General features: G+C 41.4%; 10 protein-coding genes. 5 read left to right on the top strand and 5 right to left on the bottom strand.

The features are described 5' to 3' along the window. The 4 genes from BV372_RS27205 to BV372_RS27190 all read right to left on the bottom strand — a co-directional run. On the bottom strand, positions 1-695 hold a 695-nt coding region (locus BV372_RS27205; protein ID WP_179198251.1), incomplete at its 3' end, for a VCBS repeat-containing protein. 720 nt (positions 696-1,415) lie between these two features. Then, positions 1,416-1,649 carry a hypothetical protein gene (locus BV372_RS27200; protein ID WP_086689605.1) on the bottom strand — a complete coding sequence of 78 codons (234 nt, stop codon included), beginning with the start codon at positions 1,647-1,649 and terminating at the stop codon, positions 1,416-1,418. A gap of 526 nt (positions 1,650-2,175) precedes the next feature. Continuing rightward, entirely contained in the window at positions 2,176-5,718 is a 3,543-nt protein-coding gene (metH, locus tag BV372_RS27195; protein ID WP_086689607.1) for a methionine synthase, read from the bottom strand. Positions 5,719-6,041: 323 nt separating this feature from the next. Beyond that, complete coding sequence (locus BV372_RS27190) at positions 6,042-6,944, bottom strand: alpha/beta fold hydrolase (protein ID WP_086689604.1); 903 nt, start codon at positions 6,942-6,944, stop codon at positions 6,042-6,044. Positions 6,945-8,004: 1,060 nt separating this feature from the next. Between BV372_RS27190 and BV372_RS27185 the strand changes: the two genes are divergently transcribed. The 5 genes from BV372_RS27185 (at position 8,005) to BV372_RS27165 (ending at position 13,099) form a co-directional block, all read left to right on the top strand. Further along, a complete protein-coding gene (locus tag BV372_RS27185; RefSeq protein ID WP_086689603.1) occupies positions 8,005-8,559 on the top strand; it encodes a thioredoxin family protein in 555 nt (184 codons plus the stop codon). A gap of 70 nt (positions 8,560-8,629) precedes the next feature. Then, the gene (gene pyrH, locus BV372_RS27180; RefSeq protein ID WP_086689602.1) at positions 8,630-9,358 is read left to right on the top strand and encodes a UMP kinase; all 729 of its coding nucleotides are present in this window, start codon (positions 8,630-8,632) and stop codon (positions 9,356-9,358) included. Continuing rightward, positions 9,345-9,893 (top strand): ribosome recycling factor, encoded by a 549-nt coding sequence (gene frr / locus BV372_RS27175; RefSeq protein ID WP_086689601.1) that lies wholly within the window; start codon positions 9,345-9,347, stop codon positions 9,891-9,893. The genes pyrH and frr overlap by 14 nt, the downstream gene beginning before the upstream one ends. Positions 9,894-10,345: 452 nt before the next feature. Further along, positions 10,346-11,467, top strand: coding sequence for a geranylgeranyl reductase family protein (locus BV372_RS27170; RefSeq protein WP_086689600.1), 1,122 nt, complete (start codon positions 10,346-10,348; stop codon positions 11,465-11,467). A gap of 186 nt (positions 11,468-11,653) precedes the next feature. Next, positions 11,654-13,099 carry a DUF3370 domain-containing protein gene (locus BV372_RS27165; RefSeq protein ID WP_086689599.1) on the top strand — a complete coding sequence of 482 codons (1,446 nt, stop codon included), beginning with the start codon at positions 11,654-11,656 and terminating at the stop codon, positions 13,097-13,099. 12 nt (positions 13,100-13,111) lie between these two features. Here the strand turns inward: BV372_RS27165 and BV372_RS27160 are convergent, their stop codons facing one another. Then, a complete protein-coding gene (locus BV372_RS27160) occupies positions 13,112-13,519 on the bottom strand; it encodes a GFA family protein (RefSeq protein WP_256973476.1) in 408 nt (135 codons plus the stop codon). Positions 13,520-13,931 lie beyond the last annotated feature (412 nt).

Raw genomic sequence — 13,931 nt, 5'->3', positions numbered from 1 at the left:
TTTTCGCCTGTGGCAGAGTTGCGCCAGACGATGTCCGATTGCCCATCACGATTGAAATCGGCTACCCCGGCAATCTTCCAGTTCGTATCCGCAAGCTGATTGAAATAAACCCCACCTAAAACTGTTGTTCCATTCATGTACCAGAGGGAGTTTTCGCCTGTGGCAGAGTTGCGCCAGACGATGTCCGATTGTCCATCACGATTAAAATCTGCGGTTGCTTCAATCTTCCAGTTCCTATCCGCAAGCTGATTAAAATAAGCACTATTGAGTAAGCTATCACCATTCATTTGCCAGAGTAAATTTTCGCCCGTGGCAGAGTTGCGCCAGACAATGTCCGGTTGAGAATTACTTTGAACTGCGACAGTAAGACTATAGTTAGTGCTAGCGTTATTTGTGCCTTGATAAACCCGAAGGTAATAGCTACCTACATCCAAAATGCGATTAATTGATTCGGCAATGCTATTCGCATTTTCGGAACGAGCAATTAGTCCGCCACTACTGTTGAGTAGGTCGATATTTAGATTTGCACTTAAATTAGTGAGTGCCAGATTTAAGCTGCTACGACCACTAATATTTAAGCGGTAGTAGTCGTTGGTATCGTCTACTCCTATCCAGTCACTGAAGGTTTGAGAGTTAGAACTAAAATTCAGATTTAAAGCTGTACTTAGCGTATTACCTGCATTATCAAAAGGCATAAATACTCTATTTAAATTGGTAAGGTAAATACTTAAAAACCTTGCCATAGAATGTTTTTAAAAATGTAATTCTATCTGCAATTACTTTAATTCTGATTTTGATTATCCTGATTGTGCCAGCGTGTGCTTACTTAAAATAGATAAAGAATTGATAAACATAATCTTGTATACAAAATATTTTAAGTCCAGGTAATTAACTTATTTTTGATAATATATATTTTTATTTTGTGTTAGTAATCAATGTTTTTGCTATCGTCAATAGGGAATATATGTAATAATTTTAATTTTAGTTTTAGGGAAATAATTTATATTAAGTCCAACAAATCACTGATGATTAAAAATTCTCTGTGTTCCTCTACCTGCGGGAACGCTTGAGAGCGAAGGTGTGACGCTTATACCTCGCTCTAAGCGAAGCTATGCCGTTGGCGTTCGCGTAACGTCTCTCCTTGGGAGAAGAGAAGGCTTGGCGCTGCGCTAACACCGGTCACCGCAAGCCTTCTGCTGTCGGAGATGCTTTGCAGTGTTCGCATAGAGTCTTAGCCTAAGGCACTGGTTTACCGCGTCTCCCCATCTCCGCGTTAGGCGAACCTGATATAAATTCCAAGGATAAGGTACAGTAAAATAGCCTACCTTTGCAGGCTATGTTAAGCACATCTTCATAGAAAATTGTTATAAACCTTTAGCTATTGCATTTTTCCCGAGTGAGAAAAGTAAAGATAGCTATGCAACATTTGCACTCACTAAATTCAATCTGTAAGGTGTATTAATACTCGAAACATAGCGATAAACATTCACATAATTACCAGATGCTAATCCTGAGCGATTGATTGTTTCTGTGCTAGTTTCCGAATTACTTGAGCGGCTCATCTCTTCACCTGTATTAAATACACCATTATTGTTGGCATCATAAATCAAGCGTATATTAGCATTAGCAGTGAGGTTGATCAGACTCAAGTTCAGATGAGTTATTCTGGCAAATTTATAAACGAAGAGTCCATCAAAGTTGCGATCGCCTTAAGATAACTATAATATTTGCTATCAGTATAAGCCAACTGATGTTTACCTAAGTCTTTATTTAATAGTGAACTCAAGTTACTACTAATGGTTATAGCTAGCGCTGAAGCACCCAGTTGGTTAACAAATTAACTTTGAATTAAAATCTTTGAACCATATTGAAAGGGAGAAAATTCTCCTTCATTCACACCTGTGCTGGGTGCATCTATCATTATTTAATAAGGGTTTTAACTTTTGTCGGCAATTTTTCATTTACCTTTTATAGTTCAAAGGAACTATAAAGAACTGAAAGTGGCAATTTTAGTTGTGGAAGGCTTTGAACAGGTCAAGGTAGAAATGCCACTCTCAAGAAGTTTCGCCTGTGGGTGCAACAGCAGATACAACAACAATAACCCCTGGTATTCTCTGCGCTTATAGGATTTTATTCCCCCCCTCGCTTGCAGAGAGGGGGTTAGAGGATGGCCTTCTACGCGCTAAAGTATTTCGCTACTGGATGATAAGCAATAATCGCCGTTGTAGACTGTTCTGGATAAAGTTGCTCACTGTCATCCATATACAGGTTAATCCTGTGTGTCTCCAACAATGCCAGCTGTTTATACTGGTCTTGAATATTCGGACAAGCCGGATAGCCAAAACTATATCGCGAACCTCGATAACGTTGTGCCAAGATATCGCGAATATTCTCTGGTTCCTCCGCAGCAAATCCTAATTCTTGACGAATTCGGGCGTGTGTCCATTCAGCCAAGGCTTCCGCCACCTGCACTGCTAAACCATGAAAATACAGATAATCGGTGTATTGATTATCTGCAAATAATTTTTGCGCATATTCTGTTGCAATCTCTCCCACAGTCACCGCCTGCATCGGGAATACATCAACTAACCCCGACTCCTTCGGCGCAAAGAAATCTGCAATACACAGCCTCCTCAAAGACTTCTGTCTGGGAAATTCAAACTTCGCAACTTCCTTCGCATTTAAGCGGTTCGTTTCATAAATATGTAGAGTATTCCCCTCAGCCTGACAAGGGAAATATCCATAAATAACCTGGGGATTTAAGAGATTCTCCTCAATAATTAGCTGTTTCCACTGTTCTAAAATTGGGTAGACCTTTTCAGTCAAGAAAGCTTGATATTCTTCTTTAGTTTGCTCTTTGGGTTTGCGGAATTGCCATTGTCCAGCAATTAAAGCTTGCAAATCCAAATACCCGAATATGTCTTCTAGAGAGATATCACCAAGTTGCAACAACTTTGTTCCCCAAAAAGGCGGAGTAGGGCGTTCAATATCAATCACCACAGCGTCGGAACGTCTTGTATCAACTTCAGTACTGATTACTGAGTTTTGAGTATTGAGCGAAGATTCTTCAGTAATGATCTCTGATTTTTGAGGAATGATTTCTGGTTCATCAACCCCAACTTTATCCAAAAATCCTTGCAAATCATCCCATTTACCAGTAACTTTAGCTGGCATTAATTTGTCCATAAAATGCAAGTCAGAGAAGGCATCTTTGCCATAAACAACTTTACCTTTATAGGCATTTTGACAATCTTGATGAACAAATTTGGGAGTTAATGCTGCACCACCTAAAATTACAGGTACGGTAATTCCTTTCTCGTTGAATACCTCCAAATTTTCTTTCATGAAGGCAGTAGATTTCACTAGCAACCCACTCATAGCAATACAATCAGGTTTTTGCTGTTCGTAAGCTTGAATGATGTTTTCTACTGACTGTTTAATTCCCAAATTAATAACTTTGTAGCCATTATTAGAAAGAATGATATCCACTAAGTTTTTACCAATATCATGGACATCACCTTTGACAGTGGCAATAATTACTGTTCCTTTAGCATTATTGCCAGCTTCTGATTTTTCCATGAATGGTTCGAGGTAAGCTACCGCTGCTTTCATGGTTTCCGCAGACTGCAACACAAAGGGTAGCTGCATTTGTCCCGAACCGAATAACTCACCTACAACTTTCATCCCATCCAATAGGAAAGTATTGATAATTTCCAGAGGCGGATATATTTCTAAGGCTTTTGTCAGTTGTGTTTCTAAACCAATGCGTTCGCCGTCAATGATATGACGTTTCAAGCGTTCTTCAATGGGGAGGCTTTCATCAACACCTTTGTTGCGTTTTGCTGTTACCCCTGCGAAAACTGTGGTAAGTTCTCCTAATGGATCGTAAACGCAGACATCACCCTCAAATTTTCGCTGATCGTAAATCAGCTGGAGACAAACTTCTTGATGACGTGGTTCAATTTTAGACAGTGGTAAGATCTTGCTAGCGCTGACAATGGCTGCATCCATTCCTGCTGTCATCGCCTCGTGCAAAAACATTGAGTTCAGCACAATTCGCGCCGCTGGATTTAAACCAAAGGAAATATTAGATACACCCAAAATAACATGACATCCCGGCAATTCTTGGCGAATCCGCCGAATTGCTTCAATAGTGGCTTTGCCGTTTGCTCTATCTTCTTCAATCCCTGTAGAAATCGGTAAAGCTAAGGTGTCAAAGAAGATTTCTGTGGGAGGTATGCCATATTCTACAGCTTGACGATAGGCACGTTGGGCGATCGCAAATTTTTGATCGGCGGTTCGCGCCATCCCTTCTTCATCTATTGTCCCAATTACTACCCCTGCACCGTATTTCTTCGCTAACTCCAGCACCTTCAAGAAACGCGGTTCGCCGTCTTCGTAGTTAGTGGAGTTGAGTAAACATTTACCACCAGCGACTTTTAAACCCGCCTCCATCTTTTCCCATTCGGTGGAGTCGAGCATTAATGGTAATGTGACATTATTGACAATGCGCGAAACGAGTTCGTGCATATCGCGCACCCCATCACGGCCTACGTAATCGACGTTGACATCAAGAACATGGGCACCTTCTTTTACCTGGGATCTCGCCATTGAAACGAGTCCATCCCAATCCTCGGCATTCAACAGTTCACGGCACTTTTTAGAACCACTGGCGTTGAGGCGTTCACCGACAATTAAGAAAGAGTTATCTTGATCGTAGGGTTGAGTGGTGTAAATTGATGCTGCCGCTGGTTCTAAACTAGGTTGTCTAACTTTGGGCTTTAGATCTTTGGCAATTTCTGCTAATTGTTGAATGTGTTCTGGACGTGTCCCACAGCAACCCCCAATCACTTGGACACCCAAATCTTCAACAAAGTGCATTAGCGACATCCGTAATTCCATTGGTGTCAAACGGTAATGCGCTTGACCACCGACATTCTCAGGTAAACCTGCATTCGGAATACAGGAAACTGTGAAAGGTGAATGTTCCGCCAGATATTTAATATGTGGCTTCATCAAGTCCGGCCCCGTAGCGCAGTTGAGACCGAGAATATCAATTGGGTAAGGTGCCAAAATTGTCAGTACAGCACTGATTTCGGTTCCTACCAGCATCGTGCCCATACTTTCCATTGTCACCGATACCATCAACGGACGGCGATCGCCTTTTCTGGCAAAGACTTCTTCAATACCATTCAATGCTGCTTTAATTTGCAGCACATCCTGGCAAGTCTCAACCAGGAATATATCAACGCCACCATCCCAAAGCGCTTCTGCTTGTTCTGCAAAAGCAGTTTTCATGGTATCAAAGTCAATATGCCCCAAGGTAGGAAGTTTGGTTGTGGGGCCAATAGAACCCGCTACAAACCGGGGTTTTTCTGGCGTAGAGAATTCCGCAGCTACACGCTTTGCTAGTTCGGCTGCTGTCTTGTTGAGGTAATATGTCTTGTCTGCCAAGTCATATTCTGCCAACACAATCGAAGTAGCACCAAAAGTATCCGTTTCAATAACATCTGCACCAGCAGCAAGAAAGTCACGGTGAACTTTGGCGACAGCTTCCGGTTTGGTATGTACCAAGTATTCGTTACAACCTTCATACTGCGGTCCGCCAAAATCATCAACGGTTAGGTTTTGTGTTTGTAGATTAGTTCCCATTGCACCGTCAAAGACGATAACTGGGCTTTTTGGGCTATGTAAGCGTTCAAGGAAAGGATGAGTCATATTTTCCATACGGAAATTGGTTAATCTTGCGATATTAGACTTAACTTATTATTTTCTATAATTTGGAAATTTTCGGCAGGCTGGATAAAATTAGACATCGCCTAAGATAATCTGCTTAGGAATATATGCTGTAGTTAGTGGTTTTCATTGGCACGTTAGTTGCTACCTTAAGGGAAGCATGTGGAGGGAAAACTTTCGCAGCGCTGTTTTACAACCCTCCATCGGTCTACAAGTCTAGTGACCGAATGCACTGGCTCGTTTATCAGCGTACATTAGTGATTAAAAAAGATAAATTAAATACGCCCTAATACACCCTACTTAGTCTACTTAGCCTCATTGTGCGATCGCTCCCAAATCCAGTCTTGTAAAATCGGATTGACTAATTCAGGTGCTTCATCTTGGGGGCAATGTCCCACCCCTTCCAAGGGAATAAATTTAAGTACTTGAGGGTAATTAGCTAACTCTCTACCTAAATCCACTGGTTCCCAAGGATCAGCTGTGCCCCATAAAATAATTGCCGGACAAGGTAGCGCAGGTAAAAGGTCTTCTGGTAAGGGACCTGTAGAATAACTTGTAAAAGCCAGGAAAACAGCTACCGCACCAGGGTCGCTAGCAGGGGCAGTTAAAATATCTACCAACTCATCTGTCACAGCTTCAGAATTAGCGTAGGCTTGCAGCAGAATCTTTCGTACTGTTTTCGGTTTGGCAAGTTGATTGAAGAAGAAATCGCCAATTGGTTTGACAGATAATAAGCCTTGGAGCAAGGGTGCGCCAAAACGACGAGACCAAGGTAAAGTTGCCCGTTTGCGATCGTGTAACAATCGTAAGGAACAATTGAGCAATGCCACTCCTAAAGCAATCTCTGGATTACTCACTGCTGCTTGCATAACAACTATACAGCCAATGGAATTTCCTACTAAAAATGCGGGTTCGCCTACCACTTCACGGCAGAAATCAGCTACTTGCTGTCCCCAAGTTTCCAGAGTGTAGACAATTTTTTCTCCTGGCTTAGGTTTAGCTGAATTACCAAAGCCAATCAAGTCAATGGCATAAACACGGCAATGTTCTGCTAGCACAGGGATATTTTGCCGCCAGTGCCACCATGATGCCCCAAAACCATGCACTAGAATAACTGCTGGACCAGTGTTTCCTTGGTTTTGATAGCAGATAGGGAAACCTTGCCAAATCCAAGTTTTGGTGGTAAATGCGGTTTTAGAAGTTGTCATGGCAGTTGATTAAACAGGAATTTACGAAATTAATGCTATGAATGCCAGAATTGAGACGTAGATTTTGTGCCGCAGTCATCATTATTTTAATTTTTATTAAATTATGTAATGTTTAAAATAATCCAGATTGCTTAAGCTATGGCTGAAACTGACAGGGAAAAACCTTTGCATTTGCGATGTTATGCTTGGGCTTTGCTGCTGCTACTGATAATAGTTCATATTTCTTAATCTTGTTGATTCTTTGACAGCCAAATACTATCTATCTTTGGATAGGTGACAAAAATCTAGTATTCAAATTTCCAAAAATCATGCTATGGATTTGGGAAACTGCTGAATAAGTCAGAAATCGCACTTATTAGGCAAGTAGCAATAATTACTTTTTTTACGGCATTATAGGGATTTTAGTTTCTGCAACTAGAGAAACATTACATAAACTGAATCAATTATAGAAAATTTGTAATTGTTGAAAGCGTTACACACAGTATTTTTACTAAGTTTATAGCAATATGTAGTAAATTTTTTACAAATAGTAGTAACGGTAATTTATGCCACATATATCAAATTTCAATCGACAATCATGTTTGTGTAATGTTACAAATCATCTATATGGCATTACATATACTAAAAATTAGAATTTGTACTTTTTATAAAGTAAAAATCAAGCTAATTGCAGAAACTAACTAAATAATGTATCGAATATCCGACATATCATCACAAATAGGTTTTAGCCAGTAAACAATTAATACTTATTCCTAACCAAGCGAAAACCTACTGGTAATCATTGCTTGTGAATGCTCTAGTTGCAGAGTTGGCATTTAAGCGTTTAAATAAGTCTATGCTTACTACTTTTGTAACAGAAGGAAAAATTACAATATCACTAAGTACTATTTCATGGAATAAGTATCAGTAGTAGATTCAGTAGTTTCACAATTTACGATAGCTAAATTACTCTATAAAATTGTTGTGTATCAAGCATCTGCCAAGGAGTGGTTTGCAACTAGGAAAGTGACGCTGATTTTGACGAATTTTTTTTGTTGCTATTTCCTCCAAACCGAAAAATATGACTATACTAGAATCTATTAATACTCCTATTGGGAGCTATGCACCAGACTTTGAACTGCCAGGCATTGACAATCAAGTACACCATCTCAGCCGTTATCTAAAGAAGTTTCGTGCAGTTGGTGTAATCTCGATGTCCAACCACTGCCCTTATGTAGCTCTATATTTAGACAGACTAAAAAAAATTCAAGCGGAATTTGCCAAATTTAGTTTTACACTGATTGGGATGAATGGTAGTGCAGCTATTGGACATCCAATAGAAAGCTTTGAAAGCATGAAAGTTTTTGCTGAGTGTCATCGGTTGAACTTCCCTTACTTATGGGACCCAACCCAAGATGTGACTCGGAGCTTTGGTGCTTGTAAAACACCAATGGCTTTCCTTATAGATAACAATGGTATATTACGCTACAAAGGTCAAATTGACAGTCATCCCCAAAACCCCTTAGGTAGAGGAGAAGATTATTTAAGAAAGGCGATCGCTTCTCTACTAAAAGGTCATAAAATATATCCACCAGAAACTGAGGCAATAGGCACTTCATTAATCTGGCGTAACTAGACACAGATAGCCACTGTACTGTTATCTTAAATTGGAGGCAATTGCAACTTTTTCGATAAAGCGTAACTTCATGGGAACGAATTACCGACGGGTTTTACTTAAACTGAGCGGTGAAGCTTTAATGGGCAACATGGGCTATGGTATTGATCCAGAAGTGGTCAAAGAAATAGCACAAGAAGTGGGAGAGGTGGTAGCCACTGGCGTTCAGATCGCTATCGTCGTTGGCGGCGGCAATATTTTTCGTGGCGTCAAAGCGGCTTCGGCGGGGATGGATCGGGCAACCGCTGACTACATCGGTATGATTGCCACGGTAATGAATGCCATGACGCTGCAAGATTCGTTAGAACGAATAGGGGTACAGACACGAGTACAAACCGCGATCGCTATGCAAGAATTAGCGGAACCGTATATTCGTCGTCGTGCCATCCGTCATCTTGAGAAAGGGCGGGTGGTAATTTTTGGCGCTGGTTCTGGAAATCCCTTCTTTACAACCGACACTACTGCGGCATTAAGAGCCGCAGAAATCGATGCAGAAGTGATTTTTAAAGCCACCAAAGTAGATGGAGTATACGATGCTGACCCTCATGTCTATCCTGATGCCAAACGTTACACCAGCCTCACTTATGCCCATGTTTTGGCTAAGGATTTGCGGGTAATGGATACTACCGCGATTGCCTTGTGTAAAGAAAATAATATTCCAATTCTTGTCTTTGACTTGACGGTGCGAGGTAATATCCACCGAGCAGTCATGGGAGAAGCCATCGGCACCCTTGTGGGAGGTTCTTGTGAAATTAGCTGAAGCTGAGAGTAAAATGCAACATACCGTTGAGGCAACTCAACGCGCTTTTAACACGATTCGTACTGGTCGTGCCAATGCGAGTTTACTAGATAAAGTATTAGTAGAGTATTACGGTACACCTACGCCCCTGAAATCACTGGCAAATATCAGTACACCTGATGCCTCAACCATCCTGATTCAACCTTACGATCGCAGTAGCTTGAATATAGTTGAAAAGGCAATTTCCCTGTCAGATGTGGGTTTGACCCCCAGCAACGACGGTTCTGTAATTCGGCTGAATATCCCGCCTTTGACAAGCGATCGCCGTAAAGAACTAGTCAAAATTGCTGCAAAATACGCAGAAGAAGGTCGTGTTGGGATTCGTAACATCCGCCGCGATGCAGTAGACTCTATTCGCAAACAGGAAAAAAACGCGGAAGTTTCCGAGGATGAATCGCGAGACTTACAAGACAAACTACAAAAATTAACAAATAAATATACTGCCAGAATTGACGAATTATTGGCAGATAAAGAAAAAGACATTACCACTGTCTAAGTTAATCCTGTCTTGAAAATAGGGCAAGGGCACTGAGAGCACAAAGGGAAGAAATAACAAATGACCCTTAACTGTTGAACGCCACTTGAAGCCAGTCCGCTCAAGTCGAGGGACCCTTCGGCAATTGCTCATGGGGAAACTCCTACAAGGGAGTGGCTCCCCTTGACTCTAGTAAATTTTTTGAACATGAAGCCACAGATATTCATCGGTGTCGATCGGTGTTTATCTGTGGTTTCACATAATAAACTAAAATTTTGTATGCGCTCTCAACAAGAATAACAAAGGGCAACCCAAACAGAGATTACTAAGCATTACCCAACTCGTAGGAGTGTCGAATCATAATGCGAACGAGAACTAAGCTTGTAAATAAAGTCAAATAAGAGTTGCCTTTATCCGTAGATGAGAAAAATACACTTTAAAGTCAACTAATTGAGGAGCAAAAATTCAACCATATGTACGACTGCATCATCGTCGGAGCCGGGCCATCTGGTGGAACAGCTGCATATCATTTAGCCAAGCGGGGTCACTCAGTATTAGTTTTAGAAAAAGAATCTCTGCCAAGATACAAACCCTGTGGCGGTGGAGTATCACCAGCGATCGCCCAATGGTTTGACTTTGACTTTAGCCCAGCGATTTCTGTGAAGGTAGACTCTCTTCGCTTTACCTGGAATTTGGAAGACTCAGTAGAAGCAAAAATCGGGATAAAAGAACCCATTTGGATGGTGCGGCGTGATGTTTTTGATTATTTCCTGGTTCAACAAGCCCAGCGGCAAGGGGCAAAACTGCAAGACAATACAGAAGTAACTGGCATTGAGTTTAAAGCAGATTCTTGGCAGGTTAACACAGCCAATGGACCTGTAACAGGTCGCTACTTAATCGCGGCTGATGGTGCTAAAGGACCGATGGCAAAATGGCTAGGCTTTAAAGACCGTAAACGCCACTTAGCAGGAGCTCTAGAGGCAGAAGTTCCCGCCAATGTTGAGAACAAATCTATGGCTCATTTTGAATTTGGCTTGGTTAAAAATGGCTATATTTGGAACTTCCCTAAGGCTGAAGGGTATTCTCTTGGAGTCGGTACATTTATTGGTGGCGCACCCCAAGACTTCAAGAAGATTTTGGATGAGTATGCCCGATCCTTTAATGTAGATGTCAAAATCTGTAAGCAATATGGTCATCCCATTTCTTTGTGGAATGGTAATCAAAAGCTACATACCCAAAATGCTGTTTTGGCTGGAGAAGCAGCTTGTGTAGTTGATCCAATGACAGCCGAAGGCATTCGTCCATCTATTTTTAGTGGTTTATTGGCAGCAAATGCTATTAATGAGGCGCTTGCAGGCGATATCAAAGCTTTAGAAGAATATACCAATGCCATTAACGAACAATGGGGTAGTGATATGGCTTGGGCGCAAAAATTAGCTAACGCATTTTATCGCTTTCCAAAAATTGGCTACAACGTTGGTGTTAAGCGCCCCTCTGGTGCCCAGATTATGGGTAAGATTCTCTGTGGCGAACTGCGCTATGGCGATGTTGCCGGTCGTGCCCTCAAGCGTCTAATTCCTGGCTTTGGGGGCTAGCTGAAGGGTAAGGGGTGCAGGGAAGATTAGGGGGATGAGGGGGGCAATAAAGAAATGCCCAATCCCCATTTTCATCAGTTATGAGTGTACGCAGTTGATTATCACTATGTAAGAAATCTCTTTCAAGGAAGTTGTAGTTACAACAGGTCATTGTTAGTACCAAAGTTTCCTTGAAAATAAAGTCTCATGCCAGCTAATAAGCCTCAATACCAACTGACTGCACCTATATGCTTATTTTTATTAGGAGTTGCGATATCTCAAACATTGAGATACACAGCTTTTAACTCCAATAGTTATAGTAACAATTCAGTAGTAGTCGCCCAAACTTCACCCAAGCCAGCACCCCAAGAAATTGTGCAAGCTGGGGAAGTACGTGCTTTACCTGGCAAGCTCGATACCATTCCTGTATTTAACAGCAATAGCCCAGAATGGATCAAAACTGAGGGTATTTTACTTTCTACATTTCCCTCAAATGGAAAAAAAGTCCCAGCAGCACATCTCAATTTCCCATTTGAAGGACGCTTTGACTTATTTGCTCATCACTATACCCACACTCCTAAGGATTTACAGACGCTGTATTTGGGTGTAATTTTGCATAACCCCAGTAAGCAACCTGTAACAGTGGATGTTTTGCAAGCGGCGAGTTATTTGTTGCAGGATGCGCCTTTTGTAACGTTAGCGCCTTACATCGAAAATAATGATGGTAAAGCTTATTCAGGTCCAGGAAATCGCGCTGTAAGTGATGTACTGCGCGGAATTCGCCAAGCTGATTTTCCGGCAAAGCTGGTAATTCCACCTGGACAAAGCCGAATGCTGTTAAATCATCCCATTCCTGTAAAAAATCTGGAAAAACCAGTCAATGGTCGGTCTAGCTTTATGCGACTGCGTAGTACTGGCAAAGTTTATACAGCTAGTCTGGCAATGTTTGCCAAGAAAAACCCTGATAGCAGCGATCGCGCTCCCACTCTGACAGAATGGCAAGCATTACTTAATAGTGGAAATTTTGCTGGACCACGAGATAAAACTCCTACTCCTCCCAATGCTACAGGTGGTGCGCTGATTTACGGACGTGTAGCTGGTGTATCTCAAGGTTCTCAATGGCAAGCCCTACTTACAGATAACTCTAAAGACCAGACTCTCACGATTCCTCAGCGTGGCAAAGCGATTTCTTATACTTTAGACACCCTAAAGGGTGGTCGATTGGGTAGCGGACAAATCCAAACAGCAAAGATGCTAGTACGCTATCCAGATACAGCGTATGAAGCACACGGTAATTATGGCGTGGAATATAATCTCCGCTTACCCTTGAGCAACACTACCAATCAAACTCAGAAAGTTAGCGTTACTTTGGAAACACCCTTAAAAGAAGATAAATTATCTCAAGGTGGTCTACGCTTTCGCAAACCATCTTTAGATTTTCCCTTTTTCCGTGGTACGGTGCGGCTACGCTATGCTGATGACCAAGGGCAACAAAAGACACGCTACATACATTTGTGGCACAGAACAGGCCAAGTTCTAGAACCCTTAGTGCAAGTGACGCTACCACGTGCAAGTAAACGAATGGTACAGGTAGATTTAATTTATCCCCCAGATTCAACACCGCCTCAGGTGCTAAGTGTCAGAACCCTATAAAAAATATGTCAATTACATAGCAGGCATTTGAGGGAACTTAGGTAACTGCGGATCTAGATAATCCCATGCTGGACCACTGGAAGCGTAGACAACCATACTAGGCTGAAATATAGAAACATCATCTAGACTGCCAGCAGAGACTGCCCCTATTTCATCAAAACCAGAAGATTCAGCATAAATATGCGATCCGCAAATTGGACAAAAACCTCGGCGTACAGTATTGCCACTATCGCCAGGAGTTTCGTAGAACTTCAATTCGCCAGATATATTCAATGCTGCTTTTGGGACTGCCAATTTTGAGCTATGTCCCGTAGCACTAGTTTTGCGACAGTTTTCACATTGGCAATGCATTGCTAGTACAGGTTCTGCCTGACATTCGTAACGTACTGCACCGCATAAACAGCCACCAGAAAAAGCCATAAACAGCCTCCTTATCCTGCTCCATTGCAATATTAATTTAGTACTGCTAGCTATAAGTACCAGCTTTAAGTTTAAGCGGAATAGTTACTCTTTACGAACGCAAAAATTTCCTAACAAATTATTTGTTAGGAAAGTTTATCAAATAAGTAGAATTTACTGTGTATTTTACCTCTAGCTAATACCGTTTTACTTTAAAGTTGAGACAAATAAGCAGCAGGAGAAAACATACAGAGAAATGCTTTGTATCAGGGATTTCGTAAAATGGGATAAAGTTTATATAAAATACCAGAAAATAAATTATCTAATATTGATAGGTTGCGTTATAGATTATTAATGAGGAAAATTACATCCAATAGCAATCCTAAATGGTTTATGAGAAAACACCATATTCATGAAGTTTAGGGAAGTCAAA

Origin of the sequence: Nostoc sp. T09, from assembly GCF_002154695.1 — a bacterium.
Classification (GTDB): Bacteria; Cyanobacteriota; Cyanobacteriia; order Cyanobacteriales; family Nostocaceae; genus Aulosira.
The sequence above is the reverse complement of the archived record's forward strand: the minus strand, read 5'-3'. Positions and strand labels throughout refer to the sequence as shown.

What these genes read in the sequence shown, in the direction of transcription:
- BV372_RS27185 (WP_086689603.1), top strand. Translation starts at nt 8,005, where the DNA reads ATGACTATACTAGAATCTATTAATACTCCTATTGGGAGCTATGCACCA.
- BV372_RS27165 (WP_086689599.1), top strand. Translation starts at nt 11,654, where the DNA reads ATGCCAGCTAATAAGCCTCAATACCAACTGACTGCACCTATATGCTTA.
- pyrH (WP_086689602.1), top strand. Translation starts at nt 8,630, where the DNA reads ATGGGAACGAATTACCGACGGGTTTTACTTAAACTGAGCGGTGAAGCT.
- BV372_RS27160 (WP_256973476.1), bottom strand. Translation starts at nt 13,519, where the DNA reads ATGGCTTTTTCTGGTGGCTGTTTATGCGGTGCAGTACGTTACGAATGT.
- BV372_RS27170 (WP_086689600.1), top strand. Translation starts at nt 10,346, where the DNA reads ATGTACGACTGCATCATCGTCGGAGCCGGGCCATCTGGTGGAACAGCT.
- metH (WP_086689607.1), bottom strand. Translation starts at nt 5,718, where the DNA reads ATGACTCATCCTTTCCTTGAACGCTTACATAGCCCAAAAAGCCCAGTT.
- BV372_RS27190 (WP_086689604.1), bottom strand. Translation starts at nt 6,944, where the DNA reads ATGACAACTTCTAAAACCGCATTTACCACCAAAACTTGGATTTGGCAA.